The following is a 20,064-nucleotide window of genomic DNA, read 5'->3' on the forward strand; positions in this document are numbered from 1 at the left end:
TGCTTTATATACAGTCTGCGCAGTGTGCGCGCGTTTAACCCTCCTCATTTCACCCACTTATGGACATGGAAATTTTGCTCCAGCACCTGCCAAAAAACAGGGAAGGGAACATCGAGCACCCAACCGCTTATTCCGCGCAGGTGATAACATTTGACGAGATCAAGCTTCGCCTGTACACTTCGTGCATCCTCAAACCAAACCTCATGATCACGTCCTTGCTCATCGAAGTACTTATAGTACGGCGACTCTGCAATCGGATCGTATTGAATGGAGGCGCCATACCTTGCCGCCCTTCGGACAGCATCGTTTGAGCTGATGGACAAAGCCCAGTCCTGGCCCGGGATATACGGGAGAGTCCAGTCATAGCCGTATAAGGGCATGCCCAGCATGATTTTGTTCGCAGGTATAACTGATAAGGCATGGGCGAGAACTTTAACAACTTCATTGCGCGGGGCAACAGGCATTGGCGGTCCTCCCGACCAGCCCCATTCATACGTCATTAGGATAACGAAGTCGAGCAGTCGTCCATGGAAAGCATAATCCTGTCCTTCATACAGATGACCCGCAGGATTAGGTTCAACAGCTGGCGGGAGAGTAGAGGACACAAGATATCCGTATCGATGAAGTGTGTCGGTGAGCTGCTCCAGGAATTGATGATACAAGGTACGATCAGCAGCGGGGATAAAAGCAAAATCAACATTAAGCACCCAATACCTATTCGTTCGCATGGTGTTGATGACATTATGGATCAGACGGTCAATTACCGTTTTATTAGATAGAATAAAATGCACAAGGCTGGGACTAAACGTGTAGCCGTCAAAGTTCGTGATTACCATCATTGGTGTGGTGCGGTTCTGATTGGCGGCTTGAATGATTGGCTTATCATACAGCATGCCTAATGAGCCGTCAGGTCTAACTTGATGACTGAACGGACTGAGGAAGGTCAAATGCCTGGCAGCGTAGGCTGCAGGTGAGGATCCAGCGGCTCCTGTCATGGCAGCAGGTTCAGTATATCCGTTAACCTCAATGGCGATCTTACGGGGCTTCGGAATGCGAAGCATCATGCCGGGGAGAATAAGGGCGGGATTAGTGATATGGTTCACTCTGGCCAGCTCTTGCAGTGTCACACTGTATTTCTGTGAGATCAACCATAAGGTTTCACCGGGCATCACTTGGTGGGTGGCCGCTTGAACGGGAATAATAAGCGACTGTCCGGAGACGAGAGGCTCAGATTCATGCATGCCATTGGCTGAAAATATCGCTTCAGGTCCTATGTTGAACTGCTGCGCCAGGCTTTGTATGGTATCACGTGTTTTGACGGTATAGATTTGCATCGCCTCTCGCCTCCCATTCCTTGAGCATTTCAAGTTATACGCTTAATATCTCTTCTATTACTCTATTCCGAACCTTCCCAAACTTAACACCATGCCAATTAATTTGATAAAGGCAGAAAAAGGGAGGCCAAATTGTTGCATTATTAAGCAAAAACGAACTTTATTTGAACTATATTATTTTAATGTTCGTATTTTATATGCTTTTCATTGACAGACATAGGGGGATTGGATAAACTAGAGTAGGTTAAGGCGGAACGTTCGTCGAATGATCCGTTATTATGTTGAAAGTTCTCGTATATCCTCGGGAAAAAGGCCCGAAAGTATCTACCCGAAAACCATATTTTCGGACTACGAGCATGATGGAACAAATAGACAGGTTGCCTGTAAGTCAGGGCAGCCTTATGCTGTCTTTGCATTACCCGAGAATTCTAAGTCCTATTAAACATTTGGAAAACTTAGAATTTCTTAGAATTGAAGTAAAGACAATTGTTGCCATTATAGACGCGCAGGGTGAATCCTTCGTTAATGAAGTACCCTGACGTTTTGCTCGAGTCCCGGCAGCATCCATAAGCGATATGGTTGCAGCGCGGGATTTTTCTATTTTTTCGGGTTGGTTTTCGCGAGATGTACACATTTTATATATGAAGGAAGGTTTGAACGCATGTCTGCGAAAGTAGGCGTCATCATGGGCAGCAAGTCGGATTGGGATACAATGAAACTTGCCTGCGACGTGTTAGAAGAGCTGCAAATTCCGTACGAGAAAAAGGTTGTTTCTGCGCATCGGACACCGGATCTAATGTTCGAATATGCAGAGACGGCTGCAGAACGCGGCCTTAAAGTAATCATTGCAGGTGCCGGTGGTGCCGCGCATTTGCCGGGTATGGTTGCTGCAAAGACGATTCTGCCGGTAATCGGCGTACCAGTGAAATCCTCCAATTTGAGTGGTCTTGATTCGCTCCTGTCGATCGTCCAAATGCCAGGCGGCATTCCGGTTGCGACAGTTGCGATTGGCAACGCTGGCGGTACGAACGCTGGCCTCCTGGCTGCTCAAATGATTGGAGCCTTTGATCCTGAAGTACAAGCCCGTGTAGAAGCACGGCGTGAACGGGTCAAGCAGGAAGTGCTGGAAAGCAGTGAGACATTATGATGATGGAAGCAGGCAAAAGGACGCTGCTGCCAGGCAGTACAATTGGCGTTCTTGGCGGCGGACAGCTTGGCCGAATGATGGCACTTGCGGGCAGCGCAATGGGATATCGTTTCGTTGCACTTGATCCAACACCTGACGCACCATGCGGACAAGTAGCTGAACAGATCGTCGCTGCTTACAATGACCGTGAAGCAGCTCGCGAGCTTGCACGCCGGGCAGATGTCATCACCTACGAATTCGAGAATGTCGACGCTGATGTAGCTGCGATGCTCATGTCGGAATCGTATGTGCCGCAGGGAAGCGAGCTTCTCTATACAACGCAGCATCGACTGCGTGAGAAGCGGGCAATTGAAGCGGCAGGCGTACGGGTTGCCCCGTACTGCGAGATCCGGAGCAGCGAGGAACTTCGCGTCGCGGCTGAGAAGTTTGGCCTTCCATGCGTACTTAAGACAGCAATGGGCGGCTATGACGGCAAAGGGCAATGGGTGATCAGAAGCTTCGACGAGATTGAAGAAGCGTATGAGACATTAAGCCGTGCCGGTGTAGAGCTCGTGCTGGAGCAATTCATTAAATTTGATAAAGAGTTATCCGTTATTGCAGCAAGAAGCCCGCAAGGGGAGATAAAAGCCTTCCCCGCAGCAGAAAATATTCATATCGAAAATATTTTGCACCTGTCGATCGTTCCTGCTCGAATTGCAGAGAGTGTACAACAGGAAGCGGAAAAGCTGGCGATGAAGATTGCTCAAGGGCTTGGAGTGGTTGGCTTGATCGCCGTTGAGCTGTTCCTGACGGCTGACGGTGAACTGTTCGTCAACGAACTTGCGCCACGTCCTCATAACAGCGGACATTATACAATGGAAGCTTGCCGTACTTCGCAGTTCGAGCAGCATGTGCGTGCGGTATGCAACTTGCCATTAGGTGATACTCAGCTGCTTACTCCCGTTGTTATGGTGAATGTACTTGGACAACATGTTGAGCCTCTGCTTGCACGGATGGCGAAGCATGATGAGGCGGCATCGCGATTGAATGTTGCTCCGAAGGTTCACTTGTACGGCAAGAAAGACGCTGTTCATAAGCGTAAGATGGGCCATGTTAACGTGCTTGCAGGCGATGTTCAGCAAGCGCTTGATTGGATAGAAGAGACAAACATTTGGAAGGTGTGAACGGTACATGTTAGAGCGTTACAGCAGACCGGAAATGAGAGCAATTTGGACAGAGCAGAACAAATTCCAAGCATGGCTTGAAGTTGAGCTTTGCTCCTGTGAGGCTTGGGTTGAGCTTGGCGTTATTCCTAAGGAAGATGTAGAGGCGCTTCGTGAAGCAGCGACCTTCAATATCGACCGTATTTACGAAATCGAGCAAGAAACCCGCCATGACGTTATCGCGTTCACACGCGCTGTATCCGAGACCGTTGGTCCGGAACGCAAATGGGTGCATTATGGCCTGACTTCGACAGACGTTGTAGATACAGCGAATGGCTACCTGCTTCTTCAAGCGAATGCTATCTTGAGAAAAGATATCGAGCGCTTCATCTCGATCCTTCGCGAGAAAGCTGTTCAATATAAAGATACGCCAATGATGGGCCGTACACATGGTGTACATGCCGAGCCCACAACATTTGGTCTCAAAATGGCTCTGTGGCATGAAGAGATGAAACGTAACCTGGAGCGCTTCGAGCATGCAGCTAACGGCGTTCAATTCGGTAAAATCTCCGGTGCTGTTGGTACTTATGCAAACATTGATCCTTTCGTAGAAGAGTTCGTATGTAACAAGCTTGGCATCAGCGCAGCTCCAATCTCGACACAAACTTTGCAGCGTGATCGTCACGCTGAATATATGGCGACACTGGCACTCGTTGCTACATCGCTTGATAAATTCGCTACTGAAATTCGCGCTTTGCAGAAGAGCGAATTCCGTGAAGTGGAAGAAGCATTCGCGAAAGGTCAAAAAGGCTCTTCCGCAATGCCGCACAAACGTAACCCAATTGGCTGCGAGAACATTTCCGGTCTATCCCGCGTGATCCGTGGTCACATGCTGACAGCTTACGAGAACGTACCGCTGTGGCATGAGCGCGACATCAGCCATTCTTCGGCTGAACGTGTTATCCTCCCGGATGCAACAATGCTTCTGAACTACATGTTGAACCGTCTTGGCAACATCATTCAGAACTTGACTGTATTCCCTGAAAACATGAAGAAAAACATGCAGCGTACATTTGGCGTTCCGTTCTCTGGCCGCGTGATGACAAAGCTGATTGATAAAGGCCTTAGCCGTGAGCAAGCCTACGATACGGTTCAACCACGCGCGATGCAAGCATGGGAAGAGCAGCGCCAATTCCGCGACATTATCGAATCGACACCGGAGATTACAAGCCTGCTGTCGGCTGAAGAAATCGATGATGCATTCAATCCGGCTTGGCATTTGAAGCATGTGAATACGATTTTCACACGTCTTGGCTTGAACTAAGAAGCAAAGGGGATTCGAGGAATGACTGCACAATCGCAAGCTTTATCCTCAGCAGCGGATTATATCAAAGCTCCGCTGCTGTATAAAGGCAAAGTACGTGAGCTTTATGATCTCGGCGAGCATTACCTGATCGTTGTAACGGACCGCATTTCGGCATTCGATTATGTGCTTGATCCTGCTGTACCGCAGAAAGGCAACGTATTGAACCGTCTGTCAGCATTCTGGTTTGAGCAAACCGCTTCGATTCAGCCAAACCATGTCATCCACACCGATGTAGACAAGCTTGGGGATATCGTAACTGAGCCAGAATTGCTGAGAAACCGCATCATGGTAACGAGGAAAGCACAGCGCATTGATATTGAATGTGTGGTGCGCGGCTATATCACTGGCGGCGGTTGGAGACAATACCAACAAACGTCCGCGATTAACGGAATCGAGCTTCCGGAAGGTATGCGCAAGAACGAGCGTTTCCCTAAGCCAATCTTCACTCCAGCAGCGAAAAACGACGTTGGACATGATGAGGACATCCCATTCGAGCGGATGCAAGAGATGGTTGGCGCAGAACTCGCTGAAGAGCTTCGCGACTGCAGCATCAAGCTGTACGAGTTCGCTCATGAATATTGCGCGAAGCATGGGATCATCCTTGCCGATTGCAAATTCGAGTTCGGCTTGATCGATGGCAAAGTCATTCTGATCGACGAAATCTTCACCCCGGATTCCTCGCGTTTCTGGGCAGAGGGCAACTATGCTTTCGATATCGAGATCGACAGTATGGACAAAGAACCGGTCCGCACCTATCTTCTTGGTTCCGATTGGGACAGAGACAGCAAACCGGCTCCACTTCCTGAATCCGTTGTTAACGAAACAACAAATCGTTATTTAGACATCTACAGCCGTTTAACTGGCAGTTCATTGGTATAGATCGTAATTATATTTTCTTGATCTTTCGTTCTTGATCTTATCTTATAGGTTTTTGTATTAGCTCTGAAGTTTGGCGTTGAGCACGATAGTGCGCAAACGCCCCCTAATTGCTTACACGACTACCCGGGAGGATGTTGTAAAAAACGGCAGCCGGGACTGAAGGAGCAGGGGTGTCTGTCGGAGAGCGACAGCACTCGCCTTTGAAATTCGGAAAATATCCACGAAGCAGATTAAATGAAATTTTCCGATTTCAACAGCGACGTAGACAGACACCCGTGTGACTGAGGGACACGAGCTGGCGTACTCTTTTACACATCGACCGGAAAAACCATTTTCAGGAGGCCACTTATGAAAGCCAAAGTCTACGTCACTATCAAACAAAATGTACTCGACCCGCAAGGTCAAGCCGTTCAAGGCTCGCTGCACACAATGGGATTTGCAGAAGTTGATAAAGTTCGCATCGGTAAATACCTGGAGCTTGAACTTGACACGAATGACCGCGCTGAAGCGGAAGCACGCGTAAAAGTAATGTGCGAGAAGCTGTTGGCGAACACGGTTGTCGAAGATTACCGTTTTGAATTGGAGGGATAATCGATGAAGTTTGCAGTAATCGTATTTCCCGGCTCCAACTGTGACATCGACTGCTACAAAGCGGTAGAAGATACAATCGGCCAAGAGGTTGAATACGTATGGCATACAGCGACTGACCTGTCCGCATACGATGCCATTCTCGTGCCAGGCGGCTTCTCCTACGGCGACTACCTGCGCTGCGGCGCGATGGCTAGTTATGCTCCAGTAATGAATGAAGTTGTGAAAGCAGCAGAACAAGGTAAGTTCATCCTTGGTATCTGCAACGGATTCCAGATCCTGACTGAAGCTAACCTTCTGCCAGGCGCACTGATCCGCAATACGGGCCTTAAATTCCGTTGTCAGCAGCAACAGCTTGAAGTGGTAAACAACGGCACAGCGTTTACGAACCAATACTCGCAAGGCGAGATTATCGATATTCCAATTGCTCACGGCGAAGGCAACTACTATTGCGACGATGCAACACTTGCTGAGCTGAAAGCAAATAACCAAATCGTGTTCCGCTACGCAGGCGACACGAACCCGAATGGTTCGGTTGAGAACATTGCGGGTATCAGCAACAAAAAGGGTAATGTCGTTGGCATGATGCCTCACCCTGAGCGTGCGGTTGATCAAATCCTCGGCTCGGAAGACGGCAAACGGATGTTTACATCGATTTTGAATGCATGGAGGGAACAACATGGCGCAGCAATTAACGGCTAAGGAACCAACTGCCGAACAAATCGTCGAGCAAAAGATTTATCAACAATTTGGTGTATCGGATTATGAGTTTGAGCTCATCTGCGGTTTTCTCGGCCGTACACCTAACTACACGGAAATCGGCGTATTTAGCGTTATGTGGTCGGAGCATTGTGCCTACAAGAACTCCAAGCCAATCCTGAAGAAATTCCCGATCACTGGACCACGTGTCCTGATGGGACCAGGTGAAGGCGCGGGTATCGTTGATATCGGAGACAACCAAGCGGTTGTATTCAAGATCGAATCGCATAACCATCCATCTGCCGTTGAGCCTTACCAAGGCGCTGCAACAGGTGTTGGCGGCATTATCCGTGATATTTTCTCAATGGGTGCTCGTCCAGTTGCCCTGCTGAACTCGCTTCGTTTCGGCAAGCTTGAGAATGATCGTGTGAAGTACTTGTTCGAGAACGTTGTCAGCGGTATTGCTGGCTACGGTAACTGTATCGGTATCCCTACCGTTGCAGGCGAAGTGATGTTCGATGAGAGCTACGAAGGCAACCCGCTTGTTAACGCCATGTGCGTAGGTCTTATCGATCATGATAAAATCCAACGCGGCGTAGCAAAAGGTGTCGGTAACCCTGTCTTCTACGTTGGTCCTGCAACAGGCCGCGATGGTATCCACGGTGCGACATTCGCATCCGTTGAGCTGACAGAAGAATCCGAAGAGAAGCGTACTGCCGTACAAGTCGGCGATCCGTTCATGGAGAAGCTCGTTATGGAGTCCACTCTGGAACTGATCAATTCCGGTATCGTACTTGGCATTCAAGATATGGGCGCAGCGGGTCTCACTTGCTCGAGCGCAGAGATGGCTTCCAAAGCTGGCAACGGCCTGGAGCTGTATCTCGATGAAGTTCCACAACGTGAGACAGGCATGACGCCTTACGAAATGATGTTGTCGGAGTCGCAAGAACGTATGTTGTTCGTTGTTGAGCCGCAGCATGAAGCACAAGCGCAAGAGATCTTCGACCGTTGGGGCGTTATTTGTAAAAAAGTTGGTAAAGTAACCGATGACGGACGTCTTCGTCTGTTCCACCAAGGCGAGCAAGTGGCTGACATGCCGGTTAAAGCGCTCGTTGACGAGTGCCCGGTATATGAAAAGCCATCGCAAGAGCCTGCTTACTACCGTGACAATGCTACGCTTGATACAGCTGCATTCACTGAAGTAACAGACCTGACTGGTGCTCTTGAAAAAGTACTCGCTTCGCCAACTGTGGCAAGCAAAGAGTGGGTTTACAGCCAATATGACTATATGGTTCGTACATCAACAGCGGTTCAACCAGGCTCCGACGCAGCGGTAGTTACCATTCACGGCACTCGTAAAGGCCTTGCAATGACAACAGACTGTAACGGTCGTTATGTATACCTGGATCCTGAAGTCGGCGGACGTATTGCAGTAGCAGAAGCTGCACGTAACATTGTATGTTCCGGTGCAGAACCACTTGCGATTACGGATAACCTGAACTTCGGCAGCCCTGAGAAGCCGGAAGTATTCTGGCAGATCGAGAAATCTGCAGACGGTATGTCCGAAGCTTGTCGCGTGCTTGATACACCGGTAATCGGCGGTAACGTGAGCTTGTACAACGAGAACGCAAAAGGCGCGATCTATCCAACTCCGGTAATCGGTATGGTTGGTCTCGTACATGATGTGGACCACATCACGACACAAGGCTTCAAAAAAGAAGGCGACGTCATTATCCTTGTTGGCGACACCAAAGCAGAGTTTGGCGGCAGCGAGCTGCTCTACGTTCTGAACGGTGCGGCTGAAGGCCGTCCACCAGCTATTGATCTGGTAACGGAGAAAAACATGCTTGGCGCTGTTCTGACAGCAATCCAAGGCGGTCTTGTTGCTTCCGCACATGACTTGTCTGAAGGCGGCCTTGCTGTAGCTCTTGCGGAATCCGCAATCAGCGGCAAAATTGGTGCAGAAGTGAACGTGGCAACGGATCTTCGTCCTGACCACCTTCTGTTCTCCGAATCGCAATCGCGTATCCTGCTCTCGGCTACACCTGAGAAAGCAGCAGCATTGCAAGCGCACCTGACTGAACAAGGCGTAGTAAATGCGGCAATCGGTACTGTAAAAGGCAGCAGCCTGACCATCAACGTAAATGGCAAATCCGGCGTAAATGCACCGGTACAACAACTGGAGAAGGTCTGGAAGGATGCGATTCCATGTCTGATGAAATAAAACAGCATAAGCTGTGGACGGGAAATCATTATAACGAAGGCATTGGCCGTGACGATATGTTTGACAAATTGCGTGAGGAATGCGGCGTGTTCGGGGTATTTAATGTCCCGAATGCGTCCTCCCTCAGCTATTACGGCCTTCATGCTCTCCAGCATCGCGGCGAGGAAAGTGCAGGGATCTGTACAGTGGATACGGAGGCGGGAAACCGCTTCGCCTACCACCGTGGTATGGGGCTCGTGAAGGAAGTATTTGATAAAGAGCGGATTCAATCGCTCGCTGGTGATCGCTCCATTGGCCACGTTCGTTATTCGACGGCTGGCGAGAGCAAGCTGGCGAATGCACAGCCGCTTATTTTCCGTTATCGGGATGGCGATCTGGCGGTTGCGACGAATGGTAATATCGTTAATGCACCGGAGATTCGCAAGGAGCTGGAGAGTCAAGGCTCGATCTTCCAAACCTCCAGCGATACGGAAGTTATCGCTCACTTGATCGCTCGTTCGTCTAAGAGCTTCGAAGAAGCAGCAAAAGATGCGCTTCAGCGTATTATTGGCGGCTTCGCGTTCCTTATTATGACGAATGATAAGCTGCTTGTAGCGTCTGACCCGAATGGTCTGCGTCCACTCGTAATGGGCAAGATCGGTGATGGATATGTATTCTCTTCCGAATCGTGTGCGTTCGAATCGATTGGCGCAGAATATGTACGTGACGTTCAACCAGGCGAACTGCTTTACCTTGATGCTGACGGTATGCGCGAAGACCGCTATGCAGAAGTAGAGCGCCGGGCAACATGTGCGATGGAATATATCTATTTTGCCCGCCCGGACAGCGATATTAATACAATCAACATCCATTCCGCACGTAAGCGGATGGGTAAACAGCTTGCGATGGAATCGTTCGTGGATGCAGACATCGTAATTGGCGTACCGGATTCGAGTATTTCGGCGTCTATTGGTTATGCCGAGCAAACAGGCATTCCTTACGAGCTTGGACTTATTAAGAATAAATACACAGGCCGTACGTTTATTCAGCCCTCCCAAGAGCTGCGGGAACAAGGTGTGAAGATGAAGCTGTCTGCTGTGCGTAAAGTCGTGGAAGGCAGACGTGTTGTGATGATCGATGATTCGATCGTCCGCGGTACGACATCCCGCCGGATCGTAAACATGCTTCGCGAGGCTGGTGCGACTGAAGTGCATGTGCGGATTACATCACCGCCATTCAAGAACCCTTGTTACTACGGTATTGATACGCCGGATCGCAAGGAGCTGGTTGCTTCTTCGAGAACGGTGCAGGAAATGTGTGAAATGATTAATGCGGACTCTTTATACTTCCTTAGCCATGAAGGTTTTATCGATTCGGTAGGCGGCAATGACGGCGCGTATAACCGCGGCATGTGTCTGGCTTGCTTCGATAATGATTATCCAACACCGGTAGACGAGGAATCGGATAAGAGCTGCAGCTGTTAATAGATAAGTTGATAAAAGGGGTTGACTGGTGTGTCAGAAGCGTACAAAAAGGCCGGAGTCGATATTGCTGCCGGCAATGAAGCAGTCGAACGGATGAAGAAGCATGTTAAGAAAACGTTCCGTCCAGAAGTGCTGACTGATCTCGGCGGGTTTGGCGGTTTGTTTGGTCTTAACAAAGACAAATACGAGGAGCCTGTTCTCGTATCTGGTACGGACGGCGTTGGCACGAAGCTGAAGCTGGCGTTCATGATGGATAAGCATGATACGATTGGCGTTGACGCGGTTGCAATGTGCGTAAACGATATTATCGTACAAGGCGCTGAGCCTCTCTTCTTCCTCGATTATCTGGCATGCGGTAAAGTCGTTCCGGAAAAAATCGAAGCGGTTGTAAAAGGTATTTCTGACGGCTGTGTTCAAGCAGGCTGCGCACTGATTGGCGGCGAAACAGCTGAAATGCCTGGTATGTACCAAGGCGACGAATATGATATCGCTGGCTTTACAGTTGGCGTTGTTGATAAAAAGAAAATCATCGATGGCACTACAATCGCTCCTGGCGATGTTGTTCTTGGTTTCGCTTCAAGCGGTATCCACAGTAACGGCTACTCGCTTGTACGTCGTCTTCTTCTTGAAGAATGCGGCTACGCGCTTGACCAACGTCTGCCTGAGCTGAATGACGCTGTACTTGGCGACGTTCTGATCGAGCCAACTCGCATTTATGTAAAATCGGCTTTGAAGCTGATTGAGCAAGTGAATGTAAAAGGTATGGCGCATATCACAGGCGGCGGCTTCATTGAGAATATTCCACGGGTTCTGCCTGAAGGCGTAAATGTAAATGTAGAATACGGCTCTTGGCCGATCCTGCCTATCTTCCAGCTGATGCAGGACAAAGGCGCAATTACAAACCGTGACATGTTCACGACATTTAATATGGGCATCGGGTTAATCGTAGTTGTTCCCGCTGATCAAGCAGAAGAGGCTCTTAAAGCAGCAGCTGAGCTTGGCGAAGCAGCATACCGAATCGGAACGGTAACGGAGGGCAATCGCGTCGTTACGTTTACAGGAGCGGACGTGTAATGGGAGCATTGCGTTTAGCCGTCTTCGCATCAGGGCAAGGAACGAACTTCCAAGCCCTGGCCGATGCGGTGCGACAAGGAGGGCTCGATGCAACCATCGAGCTTCTTGTTTGTGATAAGCCATCTGCTCCAGTAATAGAGCGGGCTCGCAAGGCGGGTGTGGATACTTTTATCTTTGTGCCAAAGGAATATTCATCCCGTGAGGCTTACGAAACGGAAATACTAGCGGAGCTGCAGCGCCGCGGCATTGAACTGGTTGTATTGGCCGGTTATATGCGGATTATTACTTCTGTACTCGTAGAGCCGTTTTATGGCCGTATGATTAATATTCATCCTGCTCTTCTGCCATCCTTCCCTGGTGTGAATGGCATTGGACAAGCGCTCGAGCATGGCGTGAAGGTTACAGGTGTTACTGTTCATTATGTGGATGGCGGTATGGACAGCGGGCCGATTATTGCACAAAGCGCCGTTGAAGTACTAAGCGGAGATACAGAGTCGACACTTGGCGAACGCATTCATGCTGCTGAGCAGCAGCTCTTCCCGCAGGTCGTGCAATGGATCGCGCAGGGCCGCGTTGTCCTGGACGGACGTAACGTTACAGTTAAAGCTTAGCTTTTGCTTTGAATATATAAGTACCTATTTTCGAGGAGGCAATTTCGCGTGGCAATTCGTAGAGCGTTAATTAGTGTTTCGGACAAGACTGGCATTGTTGAATTTTCTCGTGAGCTGGCGGCTCAAGGCGTACAAATCATCTCGACAGGCGGTACGTTCAACCTGCTGGAGAAGGAAGGCATTCCGGTTATCGGTATTTCCGATGTAACTGGCTTCCCTGAAATTTTGGACGGCCGTGTTAAAACGCTTCATCCTGCGGTTCACAGCGGACTTCTGGCTATCCGTGACAACGAAGAGCATCAAAAGGTTATGCAGGAGCTTGGCCTGGATTACATCGACCTTGTAGTTGTTAACCTGTATCCGTTCAAGCAAACGATCGCAAACCCTAACGTAGAATATGAGGATGCTATCGAGAACATCGATATCGGCGGTCCTACAATGCTTCGTTCTGCTGCGAAAAACCATGCTTTCGTAACGGTTGTAGTAGATGCTAATGACTATGCTGCTGTAATCGAAGAGATCAAAGCAGGCGGCGATACTACACTTGAGACTCGCAAACGTCTGACAGCGAAAGTATTCCGTCATACAGCGGCTTACGATGCCCTTATTGCTGATTATCTGACAAAGCAAGTTGGCGAAGAGCTTCCTGAATCCTACACGGTCACTTACGAGAAAGTTCAAGATCTGCGCTATGGCGAGAACCCGCATCAGAAGGCGGCGTTCTACAGCAAGCCGCTTGCACCTGTTGGCAACATTACGACTGCTGAACAGCTGCATGGCAAAGAATTGTCCTACAATAACATTAATGATGCTAACGCAGCACTTGCTATCGTCAAGGAATTTGACGAGCCAGCTTGTGTAGCAGTCAAACATATGAATCCATGCGGCGTGGGTATCGGTGCTGACATCCACGAAGCTTATCAAAAAGCATACTCAGCAGACCCTACTTCTATCTTCGGTGGAATCGTTGCGGCGAACCGTACGATCGGCGCTGACACAGCTGAGCTGCTGAGCCAAATCTTCCTCGAAATCATCATCGCGCCAGACTTCACACCAGAAGCGCTGGAAGTGCTGACGAAGAAGAAAAATATCCGTCTTCTTAAGCTTGGAGAGCTCTCGGCATCGGCTGCTGAGCGCAAATCGGATTGGCTGTCTACGACAGTTGACGGCGGTCTGCTCGTACAAGAGAGCGACGTTCGCAGCTTGACGGAGGCTGATCTGCAGTTCGTAACGGACCGCAAACCAACAGAAGAAGAGTTGAAACAATTACTCTTCGGCTGGAAAGTTGTAAAGCATGTGAAATCGAACGCGATTTTGCTGGCGAAAAACAACATGACGATCGGCGTGGGTGCAGGCCAAATGAACCGCGTTGGTTCCGCTCGTATTGCGATCGAGCAAGCTGGTGAGCAAGCGGTTGGATCGGTACTTGCATCCGATGCATTCTTCCCAATGGGTGATACCGTTGAGCTTGCAGCAAAAGCTGGTATTACGGCTATTATCCAAACAGGCGGCTCGATCAAAGACGCAGAGTCGATCGAAGCAGCAAATAAGCATAATATCGCAATGGTGATGACAGGCGTTCGTCACTTTAAACACTAAGAGAGCAAGTTGAATAGCGAAGCTTCTTCCGGGTCATTATGGCGCGGCAAGACCAGCTTCGCTATTAGCTATTAATTAAGATAAGTATCTATCATCAGGGGGTAAATAAGAGCGATGAGAATTTTAGTTGTCGGCGGCGGCGGTCGCGAGCATGCTGTTGTCTGGGCGCTGAAGAAAAGCGAGAAGGTTAAAGAAGTATTTTGTGCACCAGGTAATGCAGGTATTGCGCAAATTGCAGATTGCGTGCCAATCGCCGTTGATCAATTTGATGAGCTTGTGAAGTTTGCAAAGGATGCATCTATTGATCTTGTCTTCATCGGTCCGGACGATCCACTTGCAGCAGGTATCGTAGATGCGTTCGAAGCGCATAACATTCCGGTCTATGGCCCGAACAAAGCGGCAGCGGAGATTGAAGGCAGCAAGATCTTCATGAAGGACCTGCTTCGCAAATACAATATCCCAACTGCTAAATACGAGACTTTCACTGAATATGAAACAGCTCTTACTTATTTGCGTGAACAATCCGTGCCAATCGTTATTAAAGCGGATGGTCTTGCAGCAGGCAAAGGCGTAACGGTTGCTTACTCGTTGGAAGAAGCAGAGCAAGCGCTCAGAGAAGCCATGGTTGATAAAGTATTCGGTGATGCTGGCAACCAAATTGTCATCGAAGAATTCCTCGAGGGCCAAGAAATGTCGATCCTCGCTTTTGTGGATGGTGAGACGGTTAAAGCAATGGTACCGGCGCAAGACCACAAACCGGTATTTGATAACGACAAAGGCCCAAATACAGGCGGTATGGGTACATACACTCCACTGCCGCATATCGAGCAATCGATTATCGACGAGTCGATCCAGAATATTATTATTCCTACGGCTAAAGCGATGGTAAGCGAAGGACGTCCATTCCGCGGCGTATTGTTCGCTGGTCTGATGATTACGAAAGATGGCCCAAAAACAATTGAATTTAACGCTCGTATGGGCGACCCTGAAACACAAGTTGTATTGCCGCGCCTCAAAACCGAGCTGGTTGACGTTGTTCTTGCGTCTTTGAACGGACGTCTGGATCAATTGGAGCTTGAGTGGAGCGAAGAAGCAGCGGTATGTGTCATCGTTGCATCAGAAGGCTACCCGGCATCGTATCCAAAAGGCCTTGAGATTACAGGCCTTGAGGCAGCAGAAGCACAAGGCGCGCTTGTCTTCCATGCTGGAACTGCCGAGCAGGATGGTAAAATCGTGACTAGCGGCGGCCGTGTTCTTGGCGTTGTTGGCCGTGGCCGCGATATCGCGGAAGCACGTGCCCGCGCTTATGAAGCGGTAAGCGTCATTCATTTCGACGGCATGCATAGCCGTACGGATATTGCAGCAAAAGCGTTGAAGGGCTAAGCCTACTTATAGCCATGTAAAACAAAGAAAGCGGTCAGCAGGTATTCACCTGTATGACCGCTTTCTTTGTTTTTCTTCTTGCAACACTGGATTATATACAGTCTGAATACTGTAAACAGGTAGTGCTCATTCTACAATGGATTCCATACAGTAAAATCTGCTCTTTTGGTCAATTCCAGCTCAAATTTATAAAATGACTGGATGAAATCCAGCACAACCTAGGCTGTAGCATTTGAGGACTTATTATTACTGTACAAAATCCAATGTAGTGTGGACTCTTTGTCTTGCGGGCTATTCCTTGTAGAACAGCAGACTGCGTTCAAAGATAATAACTAACACGGCAACGAAGATGCCGACAAGCAATAAAACCGTTAGCCAATGATCTTTGAGCCAGGATATCCAGATCGGCAAGGGGATCATCTCCTTGGATGGGCATTAATGCGCTAATTGTAGAGTGATCTATGAGAGGCCGTGTTATTCATAACAGATGCAAAATTATTGGACCGGCTGACGGACAGAATAAGACTATTGACACCATCCTTATACAGATGATACTATGAACTCAATTAAATCATAGTATTCGGGTAGGAATTATATATAAATGAGAAAGTAACCGCAGGAGGACATCTTTTATGGAAAAACAATTATTGCTGCGTCATGAAGGGCTTGAGTTGACAGCTACGCTTCATTATCCAACGGATCATGCGAAGGACAATTCACAAAAGAAGCAGGCCATTATTATATGCCATGGATTTATCGGTAGCCGGGTAGGCGTTGATCGCTTGTTCGTCAAGACAGCACGTGCGCTTGCTGCGCAGGGTTCCTACGTGCTTCGGTTTGATTATGGCGGCTGCGGAGAGAGCAATGGCGATTATGGTGCGCTGGGCTTTGACAGCATGATCGACCAGACTCGTACGGTTATTGATTATGTAGCGGAGATGGACTGTGTCGATCCAAGAAGGATTGTTCTGCTGGGACATAGTCTGGGCGGTGCGATAGCCATTATGACAGCTGTCCGTGACAAACGAGTAAAACGTCTCGTCTTATGGTCGCCAGTAGCTTATCCGTTTAATGATATTGTTCGTATCGTGGGCCGTTCTGGCTACGACGAGGCTGTGCAAAAGGGCAGTACCGATTATGCAGGCTTTACCCTTCAGCCAGTATTCTTCGAATCGCTGCTGCAGCACCAGCCATTCCAATCGGCAACGCGTTTTGGGGGAGAGGTACTGCTTGTTCACGGTACAAGCGACGATCTTATTCCAGTGGACTACAGCTTCTTGTACCAGAAAGTGTTCTGGACGCGCAGCGACGGGCTATGCGATAAAGAGATTATTTTCCAGGCTAATCATACTTACTCCTCAAGGCATCACCAGGAGGAATCGATCCGTGTCACTTCCGAGTGGCTGGAGGGGCTCGATAAACAGCAACAGGATTGGCATAACTGGAGCATTTAGGAAGACAATCCCCGCGTTTTATGATTAAATGGTAGTATTCGACTTTTTCGACTCTATCATTCTCTACTAAAAGGCGGGGAACTCATGGGCAGACGATTACGCTGCGTATTCATTTTTGGTTTACTAATCCTAGTATTAGCAGCATGCGGCAGCAGTGCGGGCAGCAAAACAGAGGAGGCTGCACCAACACCTACAGTATCAACCGAGCCGGAGGCTACGCCAATGCTAGAACCAACACCGGAACTTGGCTTTACAGCTCCTCTGACAGGACTGAAACGTGAAACGGAAGCAGCGGCACGACCAGTTGCGGTCATGATCAATAATTTGAAGCCGGCGCGTCCGCAATCGGGGCTCACAAATGCCGACGTTGTATGGGAAGTATTAGCCGAAGGCGGGATCACACGGCTTGTTGCGATATTTCAAAGCACAGATGCGGTGAATGACGCGATTGGTCCGATCCGCAGTATTCGTCCTTACTTGATTGATATTGGAGAAAGTTATGGCGCTATTCTAGCCCACTCAGGGGCAAGTAATGACGGCTATGATATTTTGCAGCATCAGAACAAGCCTTATCTCGATGAGATTTCGAATGCAGGTCCTTATTTCTGGCGCAGCAAGGATCGTAAGGCTCCACATAATTTGTACTCTGAGCTTGCGAAGCTGCGAGCCGGGGCGGAGAAGAAAGGCTACAAGAGCGATGTAACGGTTCCCACCTATCCATTTGCAGAAGAGGGCTCGACAGCTTCGGGAGAAGCGGCAGCATCTATTGAGATCAAATTTTTACTGAAGGATTATAAAGTCTCCTATGCGTATGACGAAGCCAGTGGGGTTTACAAACGTTCCATTAACGACGAACCACATACCGATCTTAATAACGGCGAGCAGTTGACTGCTGTCAATGTGGTTGTGCTTGGCGCGAACCATAAGACACTGGATGATTATGGTCGTCTGTCCGTTGATCTGCATGCGGGAGGCTCTGCTTTATTGTTCCAGAAAGGCAAAGTCGTCGAATGTGAATGGATACGAAGCAACGACAACATGGTTCGTCTTATGAAAGACGGAGCAGAGCTCGCTTTTATTCCGGGGAAAACGTTCTTCCACGTCGTTCCGAATACACCGACTTTTGCAGAGCATGTGATTTATGGGTAAAAAATAAACTTGTCGGACACACTCTAATTAGGTGTAGAGGGTGACCGCGTAAACAGCCATAAAGGATATAATGGCGGTGCGCTCCTATGCGGAGCGCACCTTTTTATATTTTTTTTGCAAAAACGCAAACTTTTCATAAATCCTTTACATTCCCTTAACAATTCTAAAGTAAACTGTGTTAAGATATTGTGGGCTCATTTCGAATGAAGCCTAACCATCCAGTCAGGTAAAGGGGATTAAGATGTTTAAGAAAAAGGATATTTTCTTTAAGACTTTTGAAGAAATGGCAGATACACTGGTTGATGCAATTGAATATTTCTCAAGTGGTGTTTCGGACCTGTCGGATGTTACTCTGTTTGCAAAAACAATGAAAGAGTACGAAAGCAAATGTGACCAATATGTTCACACCATTCTGAAAGAACTGAACAAAACGTTCATTACCCCAATTGAGCGAGAAGATATTATGGCATTAACTTCGTCTCTGGATGATGTGCTTGACGGTATTGAAGCTTGCGCATCCCGCTTTGAGATGTACAATATTCAAGAAAAAGACGAGTACATAACGCTGTTCGGCGATATTTTGCTTCGTTCGGCGAACCAAATCAAGAAAGCAATCTACTTGCTGACAGACAAGAAGCTGCTTGCCATTCGAGAGCCAAACATTGCGCTTAACGAACTGGAGAACCAAGCCGATGATCTGCTTCGCGTAAGCATTAAGAGCCTGTTCACGAATGTGAAGGATCCGATTGAGCTCATGAAACGGAAAGAAATCTACGAAATGTTGGAGCAAACGACCGACTACTGCGAAGATGTAGCGAATACGCTGGAATCGATCATTATGCGCAACAGCTAAGCTTACACGGAGAGTAGGAGTCAATTCAAATGGATTCAATCACAATATGGATGGTTGTCATATTCGCGCTCGGTTTTGACTTTATAAACGGGTTCCATGATACGGCTAACGCCATCGCCACAACGGTATCTACGAGAGCACTTAAGCCTCGGGTAGCCATTATTATGGCTGCTTGTATGAACTTTGTTGGGGCCGTTACCTTTACAGGGGTTGCCAAGAAGATCGGCAGCGGTGTCGCTAACCCGGCTGATTTACCTAACGGGGTAGAGATCGTTATAGCCGCACTTATATCGGCCATTATCTGGAACCTGCTTACCTGGTGGTTCGGCATCCCTTCTTCCTCGTCGCATGCTTTGATCGGTTCGCTTGCCGGTGCTGTAGCATCCGGGGCAGGATTTGATGCGATCAACGCACATGGTTTTGTCGATATCATTAAAGCGCTTATTTTCTCGCCGCTTATTGCGTTTACAATCGGTTTTATCATCATGTGGATTCTGAAGCGAATATTTGCGAGGTCCAGTCCCCATCAGGTGAACAAAAGCTTCCGGTTCGGTCAGATTCTAACCGCGGCATTTCAATCGTTCTCCCATGGTACGAATGATGCTCAGAAGGCGATGGGTATTATTACATTCGCACTGGTAGCTGGAGGTATTCAGGATCATCTGGATGTTCCATTGTGGGTTAAGATGTCGGCCGCTTTGTCCATGGCACTTGGTACATCGATTGGCGGATGGAAGATTATTAAGACAATGGGTACAAAAATCTTCAAGATAGAGCCAATCAACGGCTTCGCTGCAGACGTAGGCTCGGCTGGTGTTATCTTGACTGCAACGATGTTGGAGCTTCCTGTCAGCACGACGCATGTTATTACGTCTTCGATTCTCGGTGTTGGCAGCGCGAAGCGCTTCTCTAGTGTCCGTTGGTCGCTCGCTGGCAAGATTGTTATCGCTTGGGTAATCACAATTCCAATTACGGCGCTCTTAGCGGCAGCCATCTTTTGGATTATTGATAAGGTGTTCTTCTAAGTTTGGACGAGCTATAAGTAAGAATATAAAAGTGCCGGGAAGTCCATTTGGACACTCCCGGCACTTTTATATTT

17 protein-coding genes and 1 riboswitch are annotated in these 20,064 nt (G+C 48.6%); of the genes, 16 read left to right on the plus strand and 1 reads right to left on the minus strand.

Annotated elements, in window-relative coordinates; translation table 11 throughout:
• Window positions 1–44 precede the first annotated feature (44 nt).
• On the minus strand, window positions 45–1,334 hold the full coding sequence (locus AB4Y93_RS18205; protein ID WP_441894279.1) for a LysM peptidoglycan-binding domain-containing protein: 1,290 nt from the start codon (window positions 1,332–1,334) through the stop codon (window positions 45–47).
• Window positions 1,335–1,605: 271 nt separating this feature from the next.
• Window positions 1,606–1,705: riboswitch (purine riboswitch) on the plus strand.
• Between the two features lie 290 nt (window positions 1,706–1,995).
• Here AB4Y93_RS18205 and purE point away from each other — a divergent pair.
• The 16 genes from purE to AB4Y93_RS18285 all read left to right on the plus strand — a co-directional run bounded on the left by purE (window position 1,996) and on the right by AB4Y93_RS18285 (window position 19,990).
• Window positions 1,996–2,481 (plus strand): 5-(carboxyamino)imidazole ribonucleotide mutase, encoded by a 486-nt coding sequence (gene purE / locus AB4Y93_RS18210; RefSeq protein WP_441894280.1) that lies wholly within the window; start codon window positions 1,996–1,998, stop codon window positions 2,479–2,481.
• A complete protein-coding gene (gene purK, locus AB4Y93_RS18215) occupies window positions 2,478–3,644 on the plus strand; it encodes a 5-(carboxyamino)imidazole ribonucleotide synthase (RefSeq protein ID WP_441894281.1) in 1,167 nt (388 codons plus the stop codon). The genes purE and purK overlap by 4 nt, the downstream gene beginning before the upstream one ends.
• A 7-nt stretch (window positions 3,645–3,651) precedes the next feature.
• Window positions 3,652–4,947 (plus strand): adenylosuccinate lyase, encoded by a 1,296-nt coding sequence (purB, locus tag AB4Y93_RS18220; RefSeq protein ID WP_167278807.1) that lies wholly within the window; start codon window positions 3,652–3,654, stop codon window positions 4,945–4,947.
• A 21-nt stretch (window positions 4,948–4,968) separates the two neighbouring features.
• Entirely contained in the window at window positions 4,969–5,868 is a 900-nt protein-coding gene (locus AB4Y93_RS18225) for a phosphoribosylaminoimidazolesuccinocarboxamide synthase (RefSeq protein ID WP_441894282.1), read from the plus strand.
• Window positions 5,869–6,216: 348 nt separating this feature from the next.
• On the plus strand, window positions 6,217–6,459 hold the full coding sequence (purS, locus tag AB4Y93_RS18230; protein WP_167278809.1) for a phosphoribosylformylglycinamidine synthase subunit PurS: 243 nt from the start codon (window positions 6,217–6,219) through the stop codon (window positions 6,457–6,459).
• A gap of 3 nt (window positions 6,460–6,462) precedes the next feature.
• Window positions 6,463–7,158, plus strand: coding sequence for a phosphoribosylformylglycinamidine synthase subunit PurQ (gene purQ, locus AB4Y93_RS18235; protein WP_441894283.1), 696 nt, complete (start codon window positions 6,463–6,465; stop codon window positions 7,156–7,158).
• Complete coding sequence (purL, locus tag AB4Y93_RS18240) at window positions 7,136–9,379, plus strand: phosphoribosylformylglycinamidine synthase subunit PurL (RefSeq protein ID WP_441894284.1); 2,244 nt, start codon at window positions 7,136–7,138, stop codon at window positions 9,377–9,379. Before purQ ends, purL begins: the two co-directional genes overlap by 23 nt.
• Entirely contained in the window at window positions 9,364–10,842 is a 1,479-nt protein-coding gene (gene purF / locus AB4Y93_RS18245; protein ID WP_167278812.1) for an amidophosphoribosyltransferase, read from the plus strand. Before purL ends, purF begins: the two co-directional genes overlap by 16 nt.
• 30 nt (window positions 10,843–10,872) lie before the next feature.
• Window positions 10,873–11,916 carry a phosphoribosylformylglycinamidine cyclo-ligase gene (purM, locus tag AB4Y93_RS18250; RefSeq protein WP_441894285.1) on the plus strand — a complete coding sequence of 348 codons (1,044 nt, stop codon included), beginning with the start codon at window positions 10,873–10,875 and terminating at the stop codon, window positions 11,914–11,916.
• Window positions 11,916–12,527 carry a phosphoribosylglycinamide formyltransferase gene (gene purN / locus AB4Y93_RS18255; protein ID WP_441894286.1) on the plus strand — a complete coding sequence of 204 codons (612 nt, stop codon included), beginning with the start codon at window positions 11,916–11,918 and terminating at the stop codon, window positions 12,525–12,527. The genes purM and purN overlap by 1 nt, the downstream gene beginning before the upstream one ends.
• Window positions 12,528–12,575: 48 nt before the next feature.
• A complete protein-coding gene (purH, locus tag AB4Y93_RS18260; protein ID WP_441894287.1) occupies window positions 12,576–14,126 on the plus strand; it encodes a bifunctional phosphoribosylaminoimidazolecarboxamide formyltransferase/IMP cyclohydrolase in 1,551 nt (516 codons plus the stop codon).
• A 114-nt stretch (window positions 14,127–14,240) separates the two neighbouring features.
• On the plus strand, window positions 14,241–15,509 hold the full coding sequence (gene purD / locus AB4Y93_RS18265; RefSeq protein WP_441894288.1) for a phosphoribosylamine--glycine ligase: 1,269 nt from the start codon (window positions 14,241–14,243) through the stop codon (window positions 15,507–15,509).
• A gap of 632 nt (window positions 15,510–16,141) precedes the next feature.
• Window positions 16,142–16,963 (plus strand): alpha/beta hydrolase, encoded by an 822-nt coding sequence (locus AB4Y93_RS18270; RefSeq protein ID WP_441894289.1) that lies wholly within the window; start codon window positions 16,142–16,144, stop codon window positions 16,961–16,963.
• 84 nt (window positions 16,964–17,047) lie between these two features.
• Window positions 17,048–18,112, plus strand: a complete 1,065-nt coding sequence (locus tag AB4Y93_RS18275) for a DUF3048 domain-containing protein (RefSeq protein ID WP_441894290.1) — start codon at window positions 17,048–17,050, stop codon at window positions 18,110–18,112.
• Between the two features lie 241 nt (window positions 18,113–18,353).
• A complete protein-coding gene (locus AB4Y93_RS18280; protein WP_441894291.1) occupies window positions 18,354–18,965 on the plus strand; it encodes a DUF47 domain-containing protein in 612 nt (203 codons plus the stop codon).
• 29 nt (window positions 18,966–18,994) lie between these two features.
• Window positions 18,995–19,990: an anion permease gene (locus tag AB4Y93_RS18285; protein WP_441894292.1), complete on the plus strand. Its 996-nt coding sequence runs from the start codon at window positions 18,995–18,997 to the stop codon at window positions 19,988–19,990.
• Window positions 19,991–20,064: the final 74 nt, after the last annotated feature.

The sequence above is a fragment of the Paenibacillus sp. YAF4_2 genome (genome assembly GCF_052113225.1).
Classification (GTDB): Bacteria; Bacillota; Bacilli; order Paenibacillales; family Paenibacillaceae; genus Pristimantibacillus.

What these genes read in the sequence shown, in the direction of transcription:
- purE (WP_441894280.1), top strand. Translation starts at nt 1,996, where the DNA reads ATGTCTGCGAAAGTAGGCGTCATCATGGGCAGCAAGTCGGATTGGGAT.
- AB4Y93_RS18205 (WP_441894279.1), bottom strand. Translation starts at nt 1,334, where the DNA reads ATGCAAATCTATACCGTCAAAACACGTGATACCATACAAAGCCTGGCG.
- purQ (WP_441894283.1), top strand. Translation starts at nt 6,463, where the DNA reads ATGAAGTTTGCAGTAATCGTATTTCCCGGCTCCAACTGTGACATCGAC.
- AB4Y93_RS18275 (WP_441894290.1), top strand. Translation starts at nt 17,048, where the DNA reads ATGGGCAGACGATTACGCTGCGTATTCATTTTTGGTTTACTAATCCTA.
- purS (WP_167278809.1), top strand. Translation starts at nt 6,217, where the DNA reads ATGAAAGCCAAAGTCTACGTCACTATCAAACAAAATGTACTCGACCCG.
- AB4Y93_RS18280 (WP_441894291.1), top strand. Translation starts at nt 18,354, where the DNA reads ATGTTTAAGAAAAAGGATATTTTCTTTAAGACTTTTGAAGAAATGGCA.
- AB4Y93_RS18285 (WP_441894292.1), top strand. Translation starts at nt 18,995, where the DNA reads ATGGATTCAATCACAATATGGATGGTTGTCATATTCGCGCTCGGTTTT.
- purK (WP_441894281.1), top strand. Translation starts at nt 2,478, where the DNA reads ATGATGATGGAAGCAGGCAAAAGGACGCTGCTGCCAGGCAGTACAATT.
- AB4Y93_RS18225 (WP_441894282.1), top strand. Translation starts at nt 4,969, where the DNA reads ATGACTGCACAATCGCAAGCTTTATCCTCAGCAGCGGATTATATCAAA.
- purD (WP_441894288.1), top strand. Translation starts at nt 14,241, where the DNA reads ATGAGAATTTTAGTTGTCGGCGGCGGCGGTCGCGAGCATGCTGTTGTC.
- purF (WP_167278812.1), top strand. Translation starts at nt 9,364, where the DNA reads ATGTCTGATGAAATAAAACAGCATAAGCTGTGGACGGGAAATCATTAT.
- purN (WP_441894286.1), top strand. Translation starts at nt 11,916, where the DNA reads ATGGGAGCATTGCGTTTAGCCGTCTTCGCATCAGGGCAAGGAACGAAC.
- purB (WP_167278807.1), top strand. Translation starts at nt 3,652, where the DNA reads ATGTTAGAGCGTTACAGCAGACCGGAAATGAGAGCAATTTGGACAGAG.
- AB4Y93_RS18270 (WP_441894289.1), top strand. Translation starts at nt 16,142, where the DNA reads ATGGAAAAACAATTATTGCTGCGTCATGAAGGGCTTGAGTTGACAGCT.
- purL (WP_441894284.1), top strand. Translation starts at nt 7,136, where the DNA reads ATGGCGCAGCAATTAACGGCTAAGGAACCAACTGCCGAACAAATCGTC.